This is a genomic window from Kribbella sp., assembly GCF_035687465.1.
In the GTDB taxonomy this organism is placed as follows: domain Bacteria; phylum Actinomycetota; class Actinomycetes; order Propionibacteriales; family Kribbellaceae; genus Kribbella.
On sequence record NZ_DASRXP010000212.1, the window covers coordinates 1 to 21,885 of the forward strand.

17 protein-coding genes are annotated in these 21,885 nt (G+C 67.9%); 10 read left to right on the forward strand and 7 right to left on the reverse strand.

The annotated features are described in order from the left end of the window. Positions 1 to 529: phenylacetate--CoA ligase (locus tag VFG33_RS10605; RefSeq protein WP_524538127.1), on the forward strand; the 529-nt coding region annotated here is incomplete at its 5' end. Between the two features lie 1,281 nt (positions 530 to 1,810). Here VFG33_RS10605 and VFG33_RS10610 read toward each other — a convergent pair. Continuing rightward, positions 1,811 to 2,431 carry a TetR/AcrR family transcriptional regulator gene (locus VFG33_RS10610; protein WP_325025006.1) on the reverse strand — a complete coding sequence of 207 codons (621 nt, stop codon included), beginning with the start codon at positions 2,429 to 2,431 and terminating at the stop codon, positions 1,811 to 1,813. A gap of 172 nt (positions 2,432 to 2,603) precedes the next feature. Here VFG33_RS10610 and VFG33_RS10615 point away from each other — a divergent pair, with 172 nt between their 5' ends. The 5 genes from VFG33_RS10615 (at position 2,604) to VFG33_RS10635 (ending at position 7,528) form a co-directional block, all read left to right on the forward strand. Further along, positions 2,604 to 3,401 (forward strand): SDR family NAD(P)-dependent oxidoreductase, encoded by a 798-nt coding sequence (locus tag VFG33_RS10615; RefSeq protein WP_325025008.1) that lies wholly within the window; start codon positions 2,604 to 2,606, stop codon positions 3,399 to 3,401. 1 nt (position 3,402) lies between these two features. Then, positions 3,403 to 4,518 carry a DUF5938 domain-containing protein gene (locus VFG33_RS10620; RefSeq protein ID WP_325025010.1) on the forward strand — a complete coding sequence of 372 codons (1,116 nt, stop codon included), beginning with the start codon at positions 3,403 to 3,405 and terminating at the stop codon, positions 4,516 to 4,518. 83 nt (positions 4,519 to 4,601) lie between these two features. Then, positions 4,602 to 6,158 (forward strand): acyl-CoA synthetase, encoded by a 1,557-nt coding sequence (locus VFG33_RS10625; protein ID WP_325025012.1) that lies wholly within the window; start codon positions 4,602 to 4,604, stop codon positions 6,156 to 6,158. 111 nt (positions 6,159 to 6,269) lie between these two features. Beyond that, the gene (locus VFG33_RS10630; RefSeq protein WP_325025014.1) at positions 6,270 to 6,791 is read left to right on the forward strand and encodes a DinB family protein; all 522 of its coding nucleotides are present in this window, start codon (positions 6,270 to 6,272) and stop codon (positions 6,789 to 6,791) included. Between the two features lie 107 nt (positions 6,792 to 6,898). Continuing rightward, positions 6,899 to 7,528 carry an NYN domain-containing protein gene (locus tag VFG33_RS10635; protein ID WP_325025016.1) on the forward strand — a complete coding sequence of 210 codons (630 nt, stop codon included), beginning with the start codon at positions 6,899 to 6,901 and terminating at the stop codon, positions 7,526 to 7,528. Positions 7,529 to 7,625: 97 nt separating this feature from the next. Here VFG33_RS10635 and VFG33_RS10640 read toward each other — a convergent pair whose 3' ends face one another. Next, a complete protein-coding gene (locus VFG33_RS10640) occupies positions 7,626 to 8,972 on the reverse strand; it encodes a serine hydrolase domain-containing protein (RefSeq protein ID WP_325025018.1) in 1,347 nt (448 codons plus the stop codon). 104 nt (positions 8,973 to 9,076) lie between these two features. Here VFG33_RS10640 and VFG33_RS10645 point away from each other — a divergent pair, with 104 nt between their 5' ends. After that, entirely contained in the window at positions 9,077 to 12,313 is a 3,237-nt protein-coding gene (locus VFG33_RS10645; protein ID WP_325025020.1) for an ATP-binding protein, read from the forward strand. A gap of 3 nt (positions 12,314 to 12,316) precedes the next feature. On the opposite strand, the gene VFG33_RS10650 is transcribed toward VFG33_RS10645, so the two are convergent. Then, complete coding sequence (locus VFG33_RS10650; RefSeq protein WP_325025022.1) at positions 12,317 to 12,943, reverse strand: TetR/AcrR family transcriptional regulator; 627 nt, start codon at positions 12,941 to 12,943, stop codon at positions 12,317 to 12,319. A gap of 117 nt (positions 12,944 to 13,060) precedes the next feature. Here VFG33_RS10650 and VFG33_RS10655 point away from each other — a divergent pair, with 117 nt between their 5' ends. Further along, entirely contained in the window at positions 13,061 to 14,638 is a 1,578-nt protein-coding gene (locus VFG33_RS10655; protein WP_325025024.1) for an AMP-binding protein, read from the forward strand. Between the two features lie 61 nt (positions 14,639 to 14,699). Then, positions 14,700 to 15,896, forward strand: a complete 1,197-nt coding sequence (locus tag VFG33_RS10660) for a lipase family protein (RefSeq protein WP_325025026.1) — start codon at positions 14,700 to 14,702, stop codon at positions 15,894 to 15,896. Positions 15,897 to 15,987: 91 nt separating this feature from the next. Here the strand turns inward: VFG33_RS10660 and VFG33_RS10665 are convergent, their stop codons facing one another. From VFG33_RS10665 to VFG33_RS10680, 4 genes are all read right to left on the reverse strand, one after another. Beyond that, positions 15,988 to 16,815: an ABC transporter permease gene (locus tag VFG33_RS10665; protein ID WP_325025028.1), complete on the reverse strand. Its 828-nt coding sequence runs from the start codon at positions 16,813 to 16,815 to the stop codon at positions 15,988 to 15,990. Continuing rightward, positions 16,812 to 17,801 carry an efflux ABC transporter ATPase subunit, DrrA-related gene (locus VFG33_RS10670; RefSeq protein WP_325025030.1) on the reverse strand — a complete coding sequence of 330 codons (990 nt, stop codon included), beginning with the start codon at positions 17,799 to 17,801 and terminating at the stop codon, positions 16,812 to 16,814. Before VFG33_RS10670 ends, VFG33_RS10665 begins: the two co-directional genes overlap by 4 nt. A 155-nt stretch (positions 17,802 to 17,956) precedes the next feature. Continuing rightward, a complete protein-coding gene (locus VFG33_RS10675) occupies positions 17,957 to 19,300 on the reverse strand; it encodes an MFS transporter (protein ID WP_325025032.1) in 1,344 nt (447 codons plus the stop codon). Then, complete coding sequence (locus tag VFG33_RS10680; RefSeq protein WP_325025034.1) at positions 19,297 to 20,034, reverse strand: GntR family transcriptional regulator; 738 nt, start codon at positions 20,032 to 20,034, stop codon at positions 19,297 to 19,299. Before VFG33_RS10680 ends, VFG33_RS10675 begins: the two co-directional genes overlap by 4 nt. Before the next feature lie 139 nt (positions 20,035 to 20,173). Between VFG33_RS10680 and VFG33_RS10685 the strand changes: the two genes are divergently transcribed. Further along, positions 20,174 to 21,885, forward strand: a 1,712-nt coding sequence (locus VFG33_RS10685; RefSeq protein WP_325025036.1) for an AfsR/SARP family transcriptional regulator, incomplete at its 3' end; no start/stop codon positions are given.

The following is a 21,885-nucleotide window of genomic DNA, read 5'->3' on the forward strand; positions in this document are numbered from 1 at the left end:
CAAGGACGGGCTGCACATCTGGGAGGACCACTTCTACCCGGAGATCATCGATCCCGTCACCGGCGAGGTGCTGCCGGACGGCGAGGTCGGCGAACTCGTCTTCACCACCCTGACCAAGGAAGCCTTCCCCGTCCTGCGCTACCGCACCCGCGACCTGACCCGGCTCCTCCCGGGCACCGCGCGACCGGGGATGCGGCGGATGGAGAAGATCACCGGCCGGACCGACGACATGATGATCGTCCGGGGCGTGAACGTGTTCCCCACTCAGATCGAGGAACAGATCCTCCTGGTCGAGGGCCTCACCCCGCACTACCTCTGCGTCCTCACCCGCCCGAACCGCCTCGACGAACTCACCGTCCAGGTCGAAGCCGCCCCGGGCCTGCTGGACCACACTCCCGCCGCGGCAGCACTCTCCCACCGCATCAAAACCCACATCGGCATCACCGCGCGCATCGAGGTAGTCCAACCCCACGCCCTAGAACGCTCCCTGGGCAAAGCCAAACGAATCAACGACCTCCGCCAGCGCTAACCACCGCCGACGAAGTCTGCGTATGGGGCTGTAGTTGCGCCGCTCGCGTTGGCAGTGTGGTGGCGTCCGTGGCATTGGTGCTGGTTGCGTTGAGCCATTGGCGGTGTGGTTGCGTTGAGCCATTGGCGGTGTGGTTGCGCGGTCTCCGCTGCGTGAGTGTGCTAGTCGCCGTGCTGGGTATCAAGGGCGCCTCCGGCGTCGCCTTCGGCGATCGAACAAGTCCGACCCTTGACACCCACCCCGTCGACCAGGGAAGGACCGCAGCTACGCGGATCCCGCGCCGAGGTGTGAGCTGCTTTGGTGGTTCCACCCGCCGGCCTGGTCCCGGGGTGGCACCTGTGCGACCGGGTTGCGGTGGTTCCGCCGGCCCGGGTGATCCCGGCGCCGATGTGTGACCCGGTTGTGCTGGTTCCGCCGGACCGCGCGATCCCGGACGCCGATGTGCGACCCGCTTCCGCGGGATCGCCTGGCCGACTGCCCGGCCATTGGACCAATGGCGGCTTATACGGCGCTATCGGTCGAACGAGCGGCTAGCGGGTGGAGGCGCGGGTGGTCGACTGCCCCGCCATTGGACCGATGGCGGTTTACCCGGTGCTATCGGTCGGATAGGCGGCTATCGGGGACCGGGGTCGCGGTGTGTTTCGTCTGGTGGTGCGCCGATTCCACTAGCTGGTACGCGGGTTCCCGGTGGGTCGACAGGCGCCGGTGGACAACCCACAGGTTGAGGGGTTGTCCCCTGATATGACGGGTTGTCTGCCTGTATACCGGGTGACAACCCACAGTTTGAGGGGTTAACCCCCCATATGATCCTGGCGCGAAGCGCAACCGGCCGAGTGTGACCACCAGGTCGTCGGTAAACGCTTGCCGACGACCTGGTGGTCACAGTCGCTGACCGAGTCCTCACACTCGGCGAACCACCACCCCGCGAACGCCCGGAATCTCGCTCCACCCCGGAACCGGTATCCCGCAGCCTTCGGAACTGGGATCCCCTGGACTGTGGTCGTACTTGGCAGCGGCTCCGGGACAGCTGCGATCTTTCCCTGGTCGTGGTGAGGTGTGTCAAGGGTCGAACTTGTTCGATCGCCGAAGGCGACGCCAAAGGCGCCCTTGATACAGCTCACCACGACTAGCAGACTCCCGCAGCCCGGCGACGCGAACCACATTCACCTATCCACCGACGAACCACGCGCACCCTGCCGACCCGCGAACCACCTGCACCTCGTGGACCGGCGTACCGGACCCGCGGATCGGCGCCGCCGGCCACGGGTTCGCAGTACGGGCTCAGGGTTCGAGGAGTTTGGGGAGGGTTTGGCTGGTGGCTGTGCGGAGTTCGGGGAGGGCGGCGGGGTCTTTGGCGAGGTGGCGGAGGAGGGCCTGCTGGAAGAGGCCGTCGAAGAGGCCGTAGGCGGTGGCTGAGCTGACGGTGAGCGGGCGGCCGCTGAGCTCGGCGTATTGGGTGACGATGCGCCAGATCATCAGTTCGAGCGACTTGTCGATCTCGATCACGTCGGCGCGGAAGGACTCCTCGAACAGGGCCTGGTTGCGCAGGTCGTACCAGAGCCGGTGCAGGTGGGCGTCCTCCTCGCAGGTAGCCGCCAGCGCGATGCCGAAGTCCCTGCACAGCTGGTCGGCGCTCACCGAGGTCGTCACGATCTGGTCGTAGCGAGTGACGCACTCGGCCTTGTACTGCTTGACGCAGTGGGTGATCAGCTCGACCTTGTCGCGGAAGTAGTAGTGCAGCACGCCGTGTGAGAACTCTGAGTTCTGGGCGATCTCCCGCAGGCTGGTCCGGGCGTAGCCGAGCTCCGACAGGGTGCGCAGCGCGGAGTTCGCCAGCTGGGCGCGTCGCTCCGCGAACTTGTCCACCTGCCGGCGCGAGATCCGGTCGGAGACGTCGGTCATCGGGTGAGCCTTCCTGAGGTAACCCGTCGCAGTCTACCGGCGAGATCGTTTTCTTGACAGTTGTCCAAGGAACTCTTGACGAGTGTCCAGAAGTCGGTGACGCTGAGCGCATCGCCCGGTCACCGCACCTCACCGGTGATCGGGCACCCGCAGCCACAGAGGGGGCGATGCCATGTACGACCTGTCCGGACGGAAGGCGCTGGTGACCGGAGGAGCTCGCGGTCTGGGTGCCGGCATGGCCGAGGCGCTGGCCAGAGCAGGAGCGGCGGTGGCGATCGCCGACATCCAGGAGGACCTCGGCAAAGCGACCGCCGACGCACTGCAGGACACCGGCGCCAAGGCCGCGTTCATCCCGCTCGACGTCACCGACGACGCGAACTGGGAAGCAGCGATCACCGCGACCATCGGTGAGCTCGGCGGCCTGGACATCCTGGTGAACAACGCGGGTGTCGAACTGTCCGGTCTGGTGGTGGATCTCGATCCCCAGGACGTGCGGAAGATGCTGGAGATCAACGTGCTCGGGACAGCGCTCGGGCTGAAGCACGCGTTCCGCGCGATGCGTCCGGAGGGACCGGCGGGGTCTGGTGGCTCGGTGGTCAACATCTCCAGCGTGGCGGCGACGATCCCCTTCCCCGGCATCGCGGGGTACTCCGCGACCAAGTCCGCGGTGGACCGGCTGACCAGAGTGGCGGCCATGGAGTCCGGCAAGCTCGGGTACGGCGTACGGGTGAACTGTGTTTATCCGGGCCTGGTGCCGACCGAGATGGGGATGAAGCTGGCCGCGGACATGGTCACGCTCGGGCTCTGGCCGTCCGCGGAGGCTGCTGTCGGCGACGTGATCGGCCTGACGCCGCTGGGGCGGCTCGGCGAGGTCTCCGACATGGCCGACGCGGTCGTCTTCCTGGCGTCGGACGCGGCCCGGTTCATCACCGGCGCCGGCCTGCCGGTCGATGGCGGGATGGGGATGTGAGATGAGCAAACCTGTCGTCGTCTATGGCGCCTCCGGCTACACCGGGCGGCTCGTCTGCGAGTACCTGCGTGAGTACAACGTCCCCTTCATCGCGGCCGGGCGGGACAAGAAGCGGGTCCAGGAAGTGCTCGACAAGGTGCCCGGCATCGACACCGTTGACCACGAGGTGGTCGAGGTCGAGCACGAGGTGAGCGCGCTGACGGAACTGTTCCGCGGCGCGAAGGTGGTCAGCAACATGGTCGGCCCGTTCGTGAAGTACGGACCGGAAGTGGTCGAGGCGGCGCTCGCGGCCGGCTGCAACTACCTCGACACCACGGGTGAGCAGGACTGGCTGCTCGACGCGCAGAACGGCTGGGGAGACAAGTACGCCGCTCAAGGGCTGCTGCTGGCTCCTGGGGTCGCGCAGATGTACACCACCGGGGAGATCGCGGCGAACCTCTGCCTGGAGATTCCCGGCCTCGACACGCTCGACATTCTCGTGCTGTGGAAGGGATCCCCGAGCTACGCGTCGACCCAGACGATCTTCACCATCCTCAAGGCGGACTGGCATTACCTGGAGCAGAACCAGCTGGTGAAGTGGGATCCGCTCACCACCTTCGAGGTGACCGTGCCCGGCCAGCACGCGACCGCACTCACCCTTCCCTGGGGTGGGACGAGTCACCCGGTCTGGTTCAGGAACGACCCGCGGGTCGCCAACGTCAAGGTCGCCGCTGGGATCTTCGATCGCACCGTGATGGAGGGCGTGGTCGAAGCCGTGAAAATGGTGCAGACGCAGATCAAGACGCTGCCGCTCGACCAGCAGGACGCGGCGCTCGGCGAGGTCGCCGCCTCGGTCCAGGCGAGCATGCCACCCAGGGAGAACCCGCGGATCAACACGTCGCTGGACTCCGTGTATGCCACCGGCCCACTCGGGCGGGCGCACTGCGTGATCCACGGCAACAGCAACTACAAGCAGACCGGTGCCCTGCAGGCGTACGCGGCGTACTCGTTGCTCCAGCAGCCGCCGAAGCGGGCCGGCCTCGCTTCGGCGTGCCAGGCGTTCGGGCATCGCGAGTTGCTCGGCGTACTACGCAGCTTCGGTCTCGTGCTCGAACCAGTAGTGACGGTCCAGCACTAGGCGGACGCCAGGACCAGGTGCGGGGTGCTTCCCTCAACCCCCCTCGGTGAACCCCCGCACCTGCCTTCTTCTGAGGAGCTCTCTTGCGCTTGTTCGACTACCTCGACAAAGGGGCGTCGTTGGGGCCGGACCTGCCCTGCCTGACGATGGACGGCGTCAGCCTGAGCTATGCCGACGTGCAGGAGTTCTCCCACCAGGTCGCGCGGGCGCTGGCGAAGTCCGGGATCGCGCCGGGCGACAAGGTGGCGATCTTGTCCGCGAACAACCCGATCGCCTTCGCGTGCATCTTCGGGATCGCCCGGGCGGGCGCGGTCTGGTGCCCGGTGAACCCGCGCAACGAGGCGGCGGAGAACCGTGAACTCCTCGACGCCTTCGACTGCTCCTGCCTGATCTTCCAGCGGGCGTTCCTGCCTTTGGTGGAAAGGATCCTGCCCGACCTACCCAAGCTGACCACGGTGATCTGCCTGGATGCCGAGTTGCCTGAGGCAACCAGCTTGACCGGTTGGCTGGACGGCGTACCGGCTGAACCATGGGAAGCGCCGGTGATCGCCGACACCGCACTGCTGGTCGGGACGGGCGGAACAACGGGCCGGCCGAAGGGCGTGATGCTGACCGGGCGCAACCTCGAGACGATGTCGGCGATCACGCTGATGAGCTACCCGTTCGAGGGCCGACCGGTGTACCTCGCACTGGCGCCGCTGACGCACGCGGCCGGCGTACTGTGCTTCCCGATCCTCACCCTCGGCGGCGAGATCGTGATCATGCCGGCGCCGGATCTGCCGGAGTTCCTCGCCCTGGTCGAACGGCACCGGGTCACGCACACGTTCCTGCCGCCGACGGTGATCTACATGCTGCTCGGCCAGGAGACCCTACCCACAACGGATCTGAGCTCCCTGCAGTGCTTCTGGTACGGCGCGGCGCCGATGTCCGCGACTCGCCTGGAAGAGGCGTTGCTGCGGATCGGTCCGGTGATGGCGCAACTGTTCGGCCAGAGCGAGGCGCCGATGATGATCTCGACGATGGCGCCGTCCGACCACTTCCATCCGGACGGAACGCCGGCGGTCGAGCGGTTCGCCTCGGCCGGACGACCCAGTCCGCTGACCCAGGTGGCGATCATGGCCGACGACGGCCGGCTGCTGCCGCGGGGCAGCCGGGGCGAGATCGTCGTCCGCGGATCACTCGTGATGGCGGGCTACTACCGCGACCCGGCCGCCACCGCGGCGGCATCGGGCCACGGCTGGCACCACACCGGGGACATCGGCTACCTGGACGAAGACAACTACCTCTATATCGTGGATCGGGCGAAGGACATGATCATCACCGGCGGATTCAACGTCTACTCGGCGGAGGTCGAGCAGGCGCTGATGTCGTACCCGGCCATCCGGGACTGCGCGGTCGTCGGGTTGCCCGACGACAAGTGGGGCGAGCGGGTGACCGCAGTACTGGAGTTGCATCCGGGGCTGACCGTGTCCGAGTCGGAGGTGCGCAACTACGTGAAGAGCCGGCTCGGCGGGGTGAAGACGCCGAAGCAGGTGGAGGTGTGGGACGAGCAGCCGCGCTCGAAGGTCGGCAAGGTCCTCAAGAACGAGGTCAAGGCGCGCCTGCTAAATGGGTTTGGCGAGGGCGGCCGGGCCCGCTAGGGTGCTGCTCGAGCGAAGGAGGTGAGTGCGGTGTCGAGTTCTTCCATCGTGCTGCCTGCCTGTCGCACCCGCGGCTGACAGGTGGCTCTGGTACCACCTACAGGAGCTGCAATGACCGTAGTGAAGCCGCGTCCGCGCGGTGATTCCGACGAGCGCACCCAGCTGGTCGGCTGGCTGGATGTGCAACGTTCCATCATCCGGCTGAAGTGTGACGACCTGAGCGAGGAAGACGCCCACCGCAAGGTGCTGCCGACCTCGCCGCTGATGACGGTGGCCGGCATCGTCGCCCATCTGCGCTGGGTCGAGTACTCATGGTTCCACTTCGACCTGCTCAACACCCCGGACACCGGCCAGACCCCGTGGACCAAGGACGGACATCCCGACGCCGAGATGTTCGTCGAAGACGTCTCACTCGCCCAACTACTGGACGAGTACGACGAGGAGTGCGCCCGCTCGAACGCGATCGTCGCCGCCCACTCCCTCGACGACCTGGAACAGGGCCCCTTCCACACCGAAGATCCCGGCTCGGTCCGCTTCATCCTCTGCCACATGATCGAAGAAACCGCCCGCCACGCAGGCCACCTAGACATCATCAGAGAACTCCTAGACGGCCGAACCGGCTACACCAAATAACCCCAACCGCTGATCTGCCCGGTCCTTCCCCGGGCAGATCACCGGCACAACGTTCTTATCCACAAGGCTTCCAGACCATCGGCCGAGATCTTCTGTAGTCTTCCGCGGTGCGCATCAACGTCTACATCGACGGCTTCAACCTCTACTACGGCAGCCTCAAGGGCCAGCCGTACAAGTGGCTGGACCTGGAGAAGATGTCCGATCTCCTGCTGCCCAACTTCGAGGTGAAGCGCATCAGGTACTTCACCGCCAGGGTCAAGGAGCGGGTGGACGACACCCAAGCGCCGGTTCGCCAGAGCGCGTACCTGCGAGCGCTGGGCACGTTGCCGAAAGTCGATGTCCACTTAGGCAGCTTCCTCACTAAACCCACGCGGATGCTGCTGGCCTCCCCACCGCTGAACGGCCCGCGGACCATCGAGGTGATCAAGACCGAAGAGAAGGGTTCCGACGTCAACCTGGCGACCTACCTGCTGGTCGACGCGTTCCGCGAGGACGCCGACGCGTTCGCGGTGGTCAGCAACGACTCCGACCTGACCGAACCGATTCGGATCGTCTGTCACGAACTCGGCAAGGTGGTCGGCGTGCTGAATCCTCAGGCGACGCCGAGCCAGCGACTCCTCCAGTGCAGGCCTTCGTTCGCCAAGCCCATCCGCGCCGGCGTACTCCGCGCCAGTCAGTTCCCGGCGACCATCACAGACGCCTCAGGACACACGATCACGAAACCCTCCGGCTGGTGAAAAGCAGAAGCCCCACCGAAGTGGGGCTTCGCACCCAGCCACCGAAGCAACTGGGGGGATAGCTGCAGCATATCCAAAGGCCGGACCTCGGACAAACCTAGAGATGTTGGCCGAAGGCTAGGGGTTGGCGGGTGCAGAGGTAGGTGGCCCAGTGGAGGGTGGTGGGGGTGCCTGATTCGTTGCGGGTGATTCTCAGGAGTTCGCCGGTTTCGCGGCCGGCGGTTGTTCGGTAGAGGTCGGGGGCGATCTGCTCGAAGACGGCCGGCGGCTTGTGGGCCGGGGCCGCGGGGGACGTGGCTTGGAGCTTGCCTTCGCGGACCGAGAAGACGAACGGTTGGCCCTCGGTGAACCAGGTGCCCAGTACGTCGACCAGCTCCGCCGGCACCGCAGTACCGGGGACCCAGGCGGTCTGCAGCTCCGGGTCGTCCTCCAGCACCTTGATCACCAGGTCGGTGGCGAGACCGGCCGGGTCGGGGGCGGACGTCGTGTTCATCAGGGCGATCCCCGCGGTGCCGGATTCGCGGTGCAGGAAGGTGCCGGTGATGTGGCCCGGCATCCCGCCGGTGTGACCGATGAAGATCCGCTCGCCGAGCCGGAACAGCATGAAACCGAGGCCGAACCCGAGCTGCCAGCGGTCCAGGTCCGCCATGATCTGCGGCTGGCACATCTCGTCCAGGGTGTCCTTGGCGAGCACCTCGTCCACCGGGTCCGCCAGGAACATGGCCCACTTCGCGAGATCTTCCGCAGTACTGGCGAGACCTCCGCAGGCGTCCATCGCGCCGAGGTCGAGCAGCGGCTCCTTGACCGGTACGTCGGAGAACGGCGGCACGTAGTACCCCTGGGCCGCCGGTCCACCATCCATGCCGACCGTGGTCCGCCGCATCTCGAGCGGCTGCAGGATGCGCGCCTGGATCGACTCGTACCAGGACCTCCCGTCCAGCCGCGCGACGATCTCGCCGAGCATCGAGTAGGCCAGGTTCGAGTAGTGGAACCGGTGATGCGGCTTGCCGATCCGCTCGGCCTCGTTCCAGCCCGAGACCAGCTCCTTGCGATCCGGGAACTTCATCTCGTCCCACACGTCGCCGACGGGTTCGCGCTGCATGCCGCTGATGTGGCTGAGCAACTGCCGCACGGTGATGCTCGCGTGCTTACTCTCCGGGATCAGGCTCTGCAGCTGGTCGTCCAGGGTGAGCTTGCCTTCGTCACGCAGCGCCATGATGGCGACCGCCGTCAGCGTCTTGCTCTGCGAGGCGATCAGGTACTGCGAATCGGCCGTCGGCGCGACTCCCGGATCATCCAGATCGGCCGACCCCACCCCATCGGCCCAGGCCAGCGAACCACCCCTGGCGACGGCACCAACCAGCCCGGGCACCCGGCCCTTGGTCTGGCGCTCGGTGAGGAGGCGGTGGAGAGCGGACTGGGTCTGCGCGGCGATCTCGGTCACGGACAGGACCTTAATGGTCGGCACGGACCACTTGGCCAGGGAGATGACAAAAGTCAGGGGGTTTCGTCCGGAGCGTGTGGGAGGCTGGAGGGGTGCGCATAGCGGTGCTCGGTCCTCTCGCGATGTGGGCGGCCGACGGTTCTCCGCTGGACGTCCGCGGAGTCCGGCTGCGCGGGCTGCTCGCCCGGCTTGCACTCAGTGCGGGCCGGCCGGTCGGGGTGGAGACGCTGGTCGACGGACTGTGGGGCAATGAGGCGCCCAGCGCCAACGCTCTGCAGTCCCTGGTGTCACGCCTACGCTCCGGCCTACCCAGTACCGAGTCGAGCGTCTCGGTCCAGTCCGGCCCGGCCGGCTACACGCTGACCATCGGCCCTGACTGCGTCGACGCTCTCCAGTTCGAAGACCTGGTACGCCGCGGCCGCCAACTGCTGCCGTCGGATCCGGAGCAGGCCCGGGCTCTCCTCACCCAGGCCGAGCGGCTTTGGCGTGGTGATGCCTTCGCCGATCTGCACGATCTCCCGTTCGCCGGCGTCGAGGCCGATCGGCTGAACGAGCTACGGCTGAGCGCCTCCGAGGACCTCGCCGAGGCCGCGGTGGTCACCGGTCACGCCCGCGAGATGACCGCCGAACTCGAGCAGCTGGCCGTCGGTCATCCACTCCGCGAGCGCCTCCACGAACTACTCATCAGAGCCCTGTACGCCGATGGTCGCCAAGCGGAGGCTCTCGCGGCGTACGAGCGGGCCCGGGTGACTCTGGCGGAGCAGCTCGGTGCGGATCCCGGGACCAGGCTGCGCGAGTTGCATGTCGCGGTGCTGCGAGGCGATTCCATCGACCCGGCTGCCGCAGTACCGGCTGCTGCTGTTGCAGCACCACGCCCGGCGCCGAGGACGAACCTGCGGGCGCCGATGACCAGCTTCGTGGGTCGCGGTGACGACGTGACCGAGCTGACCCGGTTGCTCAGCAACGGCACGCGACTCGTCACGATGGTCGGGCCGGGCGGCGCAGGCAAGACCAGGCTCGCGACCGAGACCGGTCGTTCGCTGGTGGAACAGAGTGGCGACGGGATCTGGCTGGTCGAGCTGGCGCCGCTGGGCGACGCGGCGGATGTGGCTCCCGCGCTGCTCGGTGCGCTGGGCGCGAGTGAGTACGTCGACCACATGCACGCCGGGCTGGCACCCAAAGGTTTCCCGACCAGCCGCGCGGCGACCGAGCGACTGGTCGAGGTGATCGCGGACCGCCGCATCCTGCTGGTGCTCGACAACTGCGAGCACCTGATTCAAGAGGTGGCGAAGCTGGTCGACTCCCTGCTGGCCGAGTGCCCCCGGCTCCGGGTGCTGACCACGAGTCGCGAGCCGCTCAGCATCCCCGGCGAACACCTGCATCAGGTTGGACCACTCGGGCTGCCGCCGGTGGACAGCACTGACGACGGCTACCCGTCGTTGCAGCTGTTCGTGGACCGCGCCCGCGCAGTACGGCCGGACTTCGCTGTGAACGACGCCAACCGGGCCGCGATCGGTGAGATCTGCCGGCGGCTCGACGGGATGCCGCTCGCGATCGAACTGGCGGCCGCCCGCCTTCGCGCGCTGACTCCCGTGCAGATCGTCGAGCGGCTCAACGACCGGTTCCGGCTGCTGACCAGTGGCAGCCGGACCGCCCTGCCGCGGCATCAGACGTTGCGGGCCGTGGTCGAGTGGAGTTGGGAGCTGCTCGACCCCGACGAGCAGGCGGTTGCCCGTCGGTTGTCGCTGTTCTCCGGCGGTGCGACGCTCGAAGCCGCAGAACGAGTCTGCAGCGGACCCGATCTGCCACCGGAAGCTGTCCTCGGAGTACTGGCGTCCCTGGTCGACAAGTCGCTCGTCGAGGCCGCTGCCGACGACAGGTCGGTGCGCTACCGGATGCTCGAGACAGTCAAGGCGTACGGCGCTGACCAGCTCGCGGCATCGGGTGAATCCGACCGGATCAGGCAGGCCCACACCACGTACTTCAGCGAGTTGCTCCGCCAGGCCCAGCCCAAGCTGCGAACAGGCGAACAACTGCACTGGATCGCACGCCTGGACGCGGACAACGAGAACCTGCTGGATGCCTTGCGCACAGCGGTCGATACCGGCGATGCCGCACTCGCGCTCAAGCTGGTCTCGGTGCTCGGCGAGTACTGGACCATGCGCGGCCGGCCCAAGGAGGCGGTCAACTGGTTCGAGGCGGCTCTCGCGGTGCCGGGTCCCAGCAAACCGATCGACCGGAGCACCGCCCTGATGCTGTCGGCGATCGGCGTCCTCTCGTACGGCGACGATCCGGCGACCTCGTACGCGCGGGCGGTCCGCGGGCTGGCCGAGGTCAGGCTGGTCAGCCGGCAGCATGCGGAGGTCGCCGAATCCGCGGTCGGGCGGTTCACCAATGCCGTCTGGGCGGCGATCCGGCGCGACAAGGCCGCCTCCTTCCGCGAGCTCGACGAGGCCCGGAACCACCAGGATCCGTGGACCCGATCGATGGCCGTGATGATGCAGGCGATGTTCCTCGAGAACGAGGGTGAGCTCGACCAGATGGCGAGCGACCTGGCCATCGCGCTCGAGGGTTTCCGCACCCTGGGCGAACGCTGGGGAATCTCGCTGGCGCTCCGCGGCCTCGCCAGCTACCAGGGCAGCAGCGGCGACCACCAGGCGGCGATCGACTCCTACAGCGAGGCGATCGGCCTGATCGAGGAGCTCGGCACCACAGAGGGCCTCGGCCACTTGTACGCGAGCCGCGGGTTCAGCCGAGCGGACCTGGGCGATCTGGACGGGGCCCGTGAGGATCTGCACGCGTCGCTCCGGATGGCCGAGGAGACCGGCAGCCGCAGCAGCCAGGCCTCCGGGCTCCTCGGGCTGGCCGCTCTCGAGCGGCGCGCTGGACGACTCGACCAAGCGCTCCAGCTGGCCGAGACCGGCTACTCGTACCTCGATCTGGAGATCGAGCGGATGGCACCGCACGGGCAGGCAATGGCACTGGGTGAGCTGGCCCGGGTGACTGCCGCCCGCAAGGAACTCGACGATGCCCACGCGCACGCCAAGCTGAGCGTCGAGCTCGCGTTGTCCACCGAGGACATGCCACTCATCTCCGGGGTCGTCGATGCGGCCGCCGCGGTCTACCTGAACGACGACCCAGCAGCTGCTGCCCGGCTGCTGGGGCTCGCGGCAGCCACCCGGGGCCGGCGGACGATGTCCGGCGCGGACGTACGCGAGACTGTCGGCCAACTGCGAGAGATCCTCGGGACCGACCGGCATGAGGCCGCCTACGAGGCGGGCGCCTCGCTGGCCCGTGACGACGCCATCGCCGAGCTCCGCAAGCAGTTCAGCCCCGCTTGAACCTCAGGTCGTCATCAGCGAGACGGCCAGATTCCGCAGCGCGGCCTGGACCTTTTCCTCCGGCGGGCGCGGATCGGTCAGCATCCAGTCGTAGACGACCGTGTTGACCGCCCCCATGAAGCTCAGCCCGAGGAAGCGGAAGTCCTTGCGGGTGATCTCCCCGCGTGCGACCGCGGTGTCACCGACGCCGACCACGCTGGAGATCAGCAGCTCGCGAAAGGCGATCCGCTGCTCCTCGACCGCCGGGCTCGCGCCTACCACCTCGACGAACGACACCCGCGCCCGCCGCAGGTCCGCCATGATCGTCTGCAGGTAACCGTCGACCGCCGCGACGATCCGCTCCTCGACCGGTGCGTCCCTCGTCGCGGCCAGCGCCTCGCCGGTACTACGGACCGCCAGCTCGATCACCTGGGCGTGCACCGCGAGCAGCACGGCTTCCTTGTTCTGGAACTCGTGGTAGAAGTGCCGGGTCGACACCTTCGCCTGTGCACACAGGCGTTCCACCGAGGTCGCGGGGTACCCCTCGGTTCCGAACAGTTCCAGCGCCGCATCCAGCAGACGCTCCCGTCGCGCCGCCTTCCACTCGTCCACCGAGCGGCCGGAGTAGCGGCGTGCGGAGGGTTCGCTCATTCCACCTCTTGTCGATACCCCGTGCCTGAACCCTTGTCATCTTAGCCAGATCGGCTCTACATTACTGACCAGTTTCCAAGTGAAAAGTCCTATTTTCGCTTGATCCCTGGAGGCGCCATGCGATTGGCGGACAGAGTGCGCGCGGTCGGTGTGCTGCGCCGGGCCGGGATGCTCGACCTGAGGCGGCCGGTGCTCACCGCGCGGACCTCGATCTCGATCCGCCGGCTCGGCGCGATCGCTGGAGCCGCCCAGGTCGGAGCGCGGCGCAGTCCGGACGACCTGGCCCTGATCGACGAGCTCGGACGACTCACGTACGGCGAGGTCGACCGCCGGGCGAATGCACTCGTTCGGGGCTGGATGTCCTCCGGGCTCGGTCCGGCTGATGTCATCGGCGTGCTGTGCCGCGACCATCGCGGCGTGGTCGACGCGATGGTCGCGTGCGGCAAGCTGGGCGCCCGACTGGTCTTGCTGAACACAGGCTTCAGCAAGGTCCAGCTGGCCGATGTCGCTTTGAGAGAAGGGATTTCCGCGCTCGTCTTCGATGCGGAGTTCGAGGACCTATTGTCCCTGGTACCGTCCACTGTCCAGCGGTTCGTTGCCTGGGGCCCTTCGAGCGACCTTGAGGAACTGATCGCCGCACACTCTTCGGCTCCCCTGCCGCTGCCCAAGCGGCAGGCAGGCATGGTCCTCCTGACCGGCGGCACCACCGGTACGCCGAAGGGCGCGCCTCGCCAGGTCAGATCGCCCTTGATGGCAGCGCAGTTCCTCGATCGCGTGCCGCTGCGACGCGGTGACGTCGTCCACATCGCGGCGCCGACGTTCCACGGGACCGGGCTCACGCAGTTCATCATGGCGCTCGCGCTCGGCGCGACCATCGTCGTCCGGCGCCGGTTCGACGCACTCGGCACTGTCGAGTCGGTCGCTACGCATCGCGCGACGGCGTTGATCGTGGTGCCGACGATGCTGCAACGGATCCTCGCCCTTGACGAACTCGCCCGGCACGACACCTCGTCCCTGCGGGTGATCATGAGTGCGGGCGCCCTGTTGCCCACCGATCTCGGCAACCGGGTGATGGATGCCTTCGGCCCCGTCCTGCACAACCTCTACGGCTCGACCGAATGCGCCGTCGCGACCGTCGCGATGCCCGCCGACTGGCTCGCCGCGCCCGGCACCGCCGGCCTGCCCCCGGTCGGCTGCCAGGTCCGCCTGTACGACGAGTCGGCGCGGGTGGTCACCACGCCGGGAGTCACCGGAAGGATCTTCGTCGGCAACGGGCTCAGTTTCGGCGGCTACAGCGGCGGCGGCCACAAGGACATGATCGACGGCCTGCTCAGCACCGGCGACCTCGGTCATCTGGATACCGGCGGCCGGTTGTTCGTGGACGGCCGCGACGACGACATGATCGTGTCCGGCGGCGAGAACGTCTTCCCGGTCGAGGTGGAGAACCTGGTCGAGGCGATGCCCGGCGTGGCCGAGGTGGCGTCGATCGGCGTGGCTGACGAGGAGTTCGGCCAGCGGTTGCGGCTGTTCGTCGTACTGGCGGCCGGAGCCACCTTGAGCGAGATCACGATCCGCGACCACGTCCGGGAGAACCTGGCCCGCTTCAAGGTGCCGCGGGAGGTCGTCTTTCTCTCCGAGCTGCCGCGCACCGCTACCGGCAAGGTGGCCATCCGCGAACTGGCCGCGCTGCCGTAACCAGACCCCTGCAAGCAGTAGTTGCTGTATCGCCCGCTACCCCGACAGCAAGGACCCGCTCATGAGAAGGACGGCAATCGTCGCTCTGACGACCACGGCACTGACCGCAGGATTACTGGTAGCGGCAGCACCTGTCGCGTCCGCGAAACCAGCTGCCACCGCAGCGATCCCCGAACCGGACCAGGACGCCTTCTACCAGCCGGCTCCCGGGTACGAGACGAAGCAACCCGGTGCTGTGCTCAAGAAGCGCAGTGTCACCGTGACCGGCTTGGGGATTCCCCTGCCAGTCAAGGCATTCCAGTTGCAGTCACGCAGTACGGATGCGAAGAACCGTCCGATCACTGTGGTGTCCACGGTGATCGTGCCGTTGACGCCGTACTTCGGTCAGCGGCCGCTGCTGTCGTACCAGCCGGCCACGGACTCCCTCGGTGACCAGTGCAACCCCTCGTATGGGTTGCGGACCGGGCTGGAGAAGGAGATTCCGCTGCTCGCGCTCGGCCTCGCGAAAGGCTGGGCCGTCGTGGTGACGGACTACCAGGGTCCGCGGGATGCCTATGGGGCCGGGCGGCTGGAAGGTCACGCAGTACTGGATGGGGTCCGGGCGACGCTTGCTTCTCCCGAATCCGGTGTGACGGCCCGCTCTCCGATTGGTCTGTGGGGCTACTCGGGTGGCGGCCTGGCAACGGGCTGGGCGGCGGAGTTGCAGCCGTCGTACGCGCCTGAACTGAAGATCGCTGGGGTCGCTTCCGGTGGTACTCCGGCTGACCTGGCGGCGGCCGGACGCCAGATGGACGGCGGTCCGTTCTCGGGGTTGTTCCTGGCGGCGGCGATTGGGGTGAGCCGGGAGTACCCGGAACTGCTCGCGATCTTCAATGCCCAGGGCAAGCAGTTGATCCAGGAGATGGACGATCTGTGTGTCGTCGAGGAGGCGCTGTACGCGTTCCGAACCGTCAAGCAGTACAGCGATCTCCCCGATCCGCTGGCCGCGCCGGTGGCTCAGCAGGTCCTGCGCATCAACAAGATGGGAGACAACGCACCGAAGGCTCCCGTCTACCTCTACCACTCGAAGTTCGACGAGCTGATCCCGTGGGCGGCCGGCAAGGCGCTCAATGACTCCTGGTGCGCCAAGGGCACGAAGGTGACCTTCTACACCGACTATGCGAGCGAACACAACATCCTCGCGGTCACCGGCGCCCCGGCCGCAGTCGCATTCCTGTCGGCCCGCTTCCTCGGCCTGCCGGCGCCATCGACCTGCTAAACGACCAGCGGGTGGGTGCTGAGATCACCTCAGCACCCACCCGCTTTCCAGCTGCCCGAGGACGACCCCTCAGCGTCCGGGGCAGCGGAGCTCAGGTCCGGCGCCGGTAGGCGCGGATGGCCAGCGGGGCGAAGATCGCGACCAGACCGACCATCGACGCGAGGGTGATGAGCAGCGGCTTCTGGACGTCGCCGCCGAGCATCAGCCCGCGCATCGTGTCGACCAGGTAGTTGACCGGATTCACCTTCCCGAACGCCTTCAGGAATCCCGGCATCGTGTCCGGGTTCACGAACACGTTGCTGCCGAAGGTCAACGGGAACATCACCAGGAACGCCACCCCCTGCACACTCTGGGCGGTCCGCAGCTTGAGTCCCAGCCACACCCAGATCCAGCACAGCGCCAGGGCGAACACCAGCACCACCAGGCAGGCGAGCAACCCGTTGCCCACGCCGTTCTCGAACCGGAATCCCAGCGCGAAGCCGGTGCCCATCAGGATCACGATCGAGATCATGTACCGGACCGCGTCGCCCAGCACGGCTCCGACGAGCGGCGAGATCCGGGCGATCGGCAGACTCCGGAACCGGTCGAACACCCCCTTGGCGAAGTCGTCGTTCAGCGCCACGCCGGTGCCCATGGTGGAGAACACCACGGTCTGCACCAGCAAGCCCGGCAGCAGGAACGGCAGGTAGTCCTGCCACCTTCCACCGGTCGAGATCGCACCGCCGAAGACGAACAGGAACAGCACCAGGAAGATGATCGGCTGGAACGTCACGTCCGCCAGTGCTTCCGGGTTCTGCCGGATCCGGATGATGTTGCGCCAGGCAAGCGTCAGGCTCTGCGGGACCCAGGCGAACGGCCGGCTCCGGTGGCCTGCGGGGGCGGGGGTGGCAGGTGGTGCTTCGAGTGTCGCGGTGCTCATCGGCCCGCTCCTTCCAGGACTGCGGTGCTGTCGGCTGCTTCGGTGGCGTGCCCGGTGAGCGCGAGGAAGACCTCGTCCAGGCTGGGCAGCCGCAGGGCCAGTTCGGTGACGGCGATACCGGCCTCGTCCAGCCGGCGGACCACGACCGGCAGCGAACTGCCGTCGCTGACCGGGACACTGACCAGCGCGTTCACCACGTCGACGGACGGCCGGACCCCGACCGACTCGGCGACGATCGCCGCGACCCGCTCCAGGTGACCCGGCTCGGCCGGCCGGACGTCGAGCGACTGCTTACCGGCCTGCGCCTTCAGTTCGGCCGGCCGTCCGGCGGCGACCACCCTGCCCTTGTCGATCACCATGATCGAGTCGGCCAGCGCGTCGGCCTCTTCCAGGTACTGCGTGGTCAGCAGCACCGTGGTCCCGTCGAGAACCAGGTTGCGGATGGTCTCCCAGACGCCGTTGCGGGCATGCGGGTCCAGTCCGGTGGTGGGCTCGTCGAGGTACAGGATGCTCGGCGAGCCGACCAGGCTGGCGGCCAGGTCGAGCCTGCGGCGCATCCCACCGGAGTAGGTCTTGGCGATCCTCAGGCCGGCCTCGGTCAGCTCGAACCGCTCGAGCAACTCGTCGGCCCTGGCTCGCGCGGCCGGCCTGCTCATCCCCTGCAGGCGGCCGATCATGATCAGGTTGCGGCGCCCGGACATGTCCTCGTCGACCGACGCGTACTGCCCGGTCAGGCCGATGATCTCGCGGACCCGGCCAGCTTCGCGGACGACGTCGTACCCGCCGACCGTCGCGTGCCCGGCGTCCGGCCGCAGCAGGGTGCCGAGGATGCGGACGGCGGTGGTCTTCCCGGCGCCGTTCGGGCCCAGTACTCCGAGCACGGTGCCGGTCGGCACGGACAGGTCGACGCGGTCCAGTGCGGTGGTGCTGCCATATTTCTTGACCAGACCAACGGCCTCGATGGCGACCTGGTTCGTTGTGGACATCGGTTCCTCCTAGCTGGATGTATCTGGAACCACCGTCCGCCACCCCGCTGGCATCCCTCTGGCACCGCCCTGACACCCCGTGCCAGCCCCGCTGACAGCAGGCCCCGGAGCAACTTGCTCCGGGGCCTGCTTCGCTCGTACTGCGGGATTTCGGGTCAGGCGGGGATCTTGGTGATGCCCTGGGTGTCGGCCAGGGGGACGACCTGGTTGGCGCGGAGGGCTTCGTAGATCTCCGGGTTGTAGCGGGCCAGGCTCGCCCGGGCGCGGCGGCGGTACCGGAGGATCTGGATGGTGCCGATCGCCCACAGCACGTACTGGAACGTCAGCGCCCACTTGAAGTCGGTGATCGTCTGCGCCGCACCGCCGGAGGACGCGTCCAGCAGGATCCCGACCATGCCGATACAGATCAGCGTGGCGATGAACCCGCCGGTGTTGACCATCCCGTTCGCCGCCCCGAACCGGGTCGCCGGGTTGAAGGTCCGCGCGTAGTCCAATCCGAGCATCGACCCGGGCCCACCAGCCGCCTGGACGACGATCAGGAGCAGCAGGACCGGCATCGGAGCCCGGCCGGGCCAGAGCAGTACCACGGTCCACATGGTCACGGATCCCGCGATCACCGCCAGCACGATCCAAGACCGGTAGAAGGGGAACCTCGCCGCGTACCGGCCGACGAGCGGGCCGTACAGGAGTCCGGCGAGCACCGGCAGGATCAGCATGGCCGCCGCTGTCGTCGGAGCCAGACCTTGGCCCTGGACCAGGAACGGGTATCCCCAGAGCAAGCCGAAGGTGCTGCCGGAGAAGCTGGTGGTGAAGTGGGTCCACAGGCCGAGCCTGGTGCCCGGTTCCCGCCAGGCCCTGCGGAGGTTGTGTTGCACCTCCGCGAGGGACTGCTTCGTCCGGTGCAACGGCTCGTCGTACGGGCTGTCCTTGATCAGGAACAGGACGGCGACGCCGGTCAGCAGGCTGAGCACGCTCGCGCCGGCGAAGGTGCCGGTCCAGCCGAACGCGTGGAACGCGGCCGCCATCGGCACGGTCGAGATGATCGCGCCGACGCCGCCGAGCATGCCGGTGGCCTGTGACATCACCGGCTGACGGAGAGCGGGGAACCACGACATGACCACTCGCAACACGCTGATGAAGACCAGCGCGTCGCCGACGCCGAGGACCGCCCGGGCCGCGAGCGCGGCGGGGTAGGAGTCGACCAGGCTGAACGCGGACTGGGCGACGAAGAGCAGCCCGGAGGAAGCGATCAGCAGGCGTTTCGACCCGTACCTGTCGAGCAGGATGCCCACCGGCACCTGCATCGCGGCGTACACGGTCAACTGGACGACGGTGAAGCTCGCGAGGGCGGAAGCGGAGATGTCGAACCGCTCGGCCGCTTGCAGGCCGGCGACGCTCATCGAGCCGCGGTGCAGCACGGTGACCAGGTACGTCAGGACAGCAGTGCCCCACACCGCCCAGGCTCGCCGACCGCCCAGGGGGAAGAGGAGTTCGGTCACTGCAGGCCCCGCAGATCCGCGGCGGCGACGTGGATGTGGGCGACGACGAGCTCACGGAAGCGCCTGTTGCTGTTCCCGCCGAGCGCGTCGATCATCTCCTGGTGTGCGGTGATGGACTTGTCCATCCGGGCCGGCTGCATCTCGATGCCCGGTACGCCCATCCGGACCTGACGATCGCGCAGGGTGTTGTAGAGCTTGGCGAGGATCTCGTTGCCAGCGGCACCGACGATCGCCTCGTGGAACGCGCGGTCCGCCTCCAGGAAGCTCTTCGCGTTACCCGCCTTGCGGTGCGCACGCATCTCGTCGAGGTGCGGCTTCAGGGTTTCGGCCAGCTTCTTCCGCCGGGGCCAGACCTTGGCGGCCGCATGCGTCTCGATCAGCTCGCGCGCCTCGAGGACGTCGTTGATCTCCTGCGGCAGCACCGGGAGCACCAATGCGCCACGCTTGGGGTAGAGCTTGACCAGGCCGGACTCTTCCAACCGGAGCAGCGCCTCACGGACCGGAGTACGGGAGACTCCGACAGCGGCGGCCAGCTCACCCTCGGACAGCAGCTCATTGCCTGGGTAGACCCGGTCCAGGATCGCCGCCTTCACGTACGCATAGACCCGCTCCGCGGCAGGAATGCGCTCCACTCCCGGAGCGGCCTCCGCCACGATCCGGGCGATCTCGGTCGTTTCCTCCCCCAGGGCGAACCCCGTAGTCGTCGTACCCCGTTCCGACGAACCCTCGCTCACTACTCTCCTCGCCCCTACATCACGTATCTCTGTTGTATCTATGTTACACGCAACGTCCTGACCGCCCGATTCCTTCCACAGCCCGGGACGGCGGCGGATCAGGCGTGTGCCTGCTACCCGGGCGTGCCATCGTGTGCGGATGGATGTCAGCGGACGGAGACTCTCTGTCGGTTGTCTGGGGCGCCTCGAGGTCACCGTCGACGGTCGCCCGCTCGACCTGCCCGGGACCAGGCCGCGGGCGGCACTCGTCCGGCTGGCACTCCAAGCCGGTACGCCGGTCCCGCACCACGAACTCATCTCCGCCCTCTGGGACGAGGAGCCGCCGGCCGACCCGCGAGCCGGCCTGCACACCGTGATGACGCGGCTGCGCGCCAGACTGGGCGCCGACCTGCTGGCCACCAGGCCAGCGGGCTACCAACTGATGGCCGAGCCCGACCAGATCGACGCGCTCCGCTTCGATCGCCTGCTGAGTGAGGCCGCTGTCGGCGGACCGGACGAAGCGGAGACCCTGGACCAGGCGCTGGCGTTGTGGCGCGGGACCCCCTTCGCCGATACCGGGTCGTCCTGGCTGGAACGGTGTGAGGCTCCGCGGTGGATCGAGCGGCAGCTCTCCGCCGTCGAACGACGGGTCGACCTGGCAATTGCCGAGGGCAACGAGGCGGACCAGCTGGCCAGGCTGCTGGAGCTCAGCGCCGAGCATCCGTTGCGGGAGTCCCTGTGGGCACGGCTGCTGGTCGTCCTCGATGCGTCCGACCGGACCGCCGAGGCCCTGGCCGGGTATGAGCGGATCAGGCAGCGTATCGCCGAGGAGTTCGGCTCCGACCCGAGTCCGCAGCTTCAGGAGATCCAGCTGCGACTGCTCCTGCGTGAGCCGGCACAGCTTCCCCGGGTCGTCCCGCGCCAACTGCCCGGCACCGGCGGGCAGCTGATCGGGCGGGAGCTCGCAGTCAAGGCTCTCGATGAGCTGGCCGGGCGCGAGTCAGGTGCCCGGGTCGCGGTGATCATGGGCACAGCGGGCGCGGGGAAGACGGCCTTGGCCCTGCACTGGGCCCACCGGATGGCGGCGGAGTTCCCGGACGGGCAGCTTGCGGTGAACCTGCGTGGCTTCGATCCCTCGGGCGTGCCCGCGTCCACGGAGGAGGTCGTGCGCGGCTTCCTCGATGCCCTGCAGGTGTCGCCCGCGGCGATTCCGGCGACGCTGGACCGACAGGTCGCGCTCTATCGCAGCCTGGTCGCAGGCCGGAAGTTCCTGATCGTGCTGGACAACGCCCGGGACGCCGACCAGGTCAGGCCATTGCTGCCCGGGACGCAGAGCTGCCTGGTCGTCGTGACGAGCCGCCACCAGTTGGACGGGCTGATCGCCGCCGGCGCGGAGCCAGTCCCAGTCGACCGCCTGTCAGTCGACGGCTCGCGTCAGTTGCTGGTCAGCCGACTCGGCGCGGAGCGTGTCGTGCTGGATCCGGCCGGGGCCGACGAGATCGCCGCGCTCTGCTCGGGCCTGCCACTAGCTCTCACCCTCGCTGCCGCTCACGCTGCGATCCACCGGGACTTCGACCTGAGCACGATCGCCGCCGGGCTCCGGGACGACGCGACCCGCCTGTACGAGCTGTCCGGAGGGGATTCACTCACCGACGTCCGTGCGGTCTTCTCCTGGTCCTACCAGGCACTCGGCCCGGAGGCGGCGCAGCTGTTCCGGTTGTTCGGGCTCCACCCCGGGCCCGACATCGGCGCCACCGCCGTCGCGGCCATGCTCGATCGCCCGTTGTCAGAGACCCTTCTGGTACTCCGGGAACTCCAGCGCGCCCACCTCATCGAAGAGTCGGCCCCCAACCGATTCACCTTGCATGACCT

Excerpts from the sequence above, each read along its gene's own strand:
- VFG33_RS10670 (WP_325025030.1), bottom strand. The coding sequence starts at position 17,801 with ATGTCCACAACGAACCAGGTCGCCATCGAGGCCGTTGGTCTGGTCAAG.
- VFG33_RS10615 (WP_325025008.1), top strand. The coding sequence starts at position 2,604 with ATGTACGACCTGTCCGGACGGAAGGCGCTGGTGACCGGAGGAGCTCGC.
- VFG33_RS10610 (WP_325025006.1), bottom strand. The coding sequence starts at position 2,431 with ATGACCGACGTCTCCGACCGGATCTCGCGCCGGCAGGTGGACAAGTTC.
- VFG33_RS10620 (WP_325025010.1), top strand. The coding sequence starts at position 3,403 with ATGAGCAAACCTGTCGTCGTCTATGGCGCCTCCGGCTACACCGGGCGG.
- VFG33_RS10650 (WP_325025022.1), bottom strand. The coding sequence starts at position 12,943 with ATGAGCGAACCCTCCGCACGCCGCTACTCCGGCCGCTCGGTGGACGAG.
- VFG33_RS10660 (WP_325025026.1), top strand. The coding sequence starts at position 14,700 with ATGAGAAGGACGGCAATCGTCGCTCTGACGACCACGGCACTGACCGCA.
- VFG33_RS10630 (WP_325025014.1), top strand. The coding sequence starts at position 6,270 with ATGACCGTAGTGAAGCCGCGTCCGCGCGGTGATTCCGACGAGCGCACC.
- VFG33_RS10665 (WP_325025028.1), bottom strand. The coding sequence starts at position 16,815 with ATGAGCACCGCGACACTCGAAGCACCACCTGCCACCCCCGCCCCCGCA.
- VFG33_RS10655 (WP_325025024.1), top strand. The coding sequence starts at position 13,061 with ATGCGATTGGCGGACAGAGTGCGCGCGGTCGGTGTGCTGCGCCGGGCC.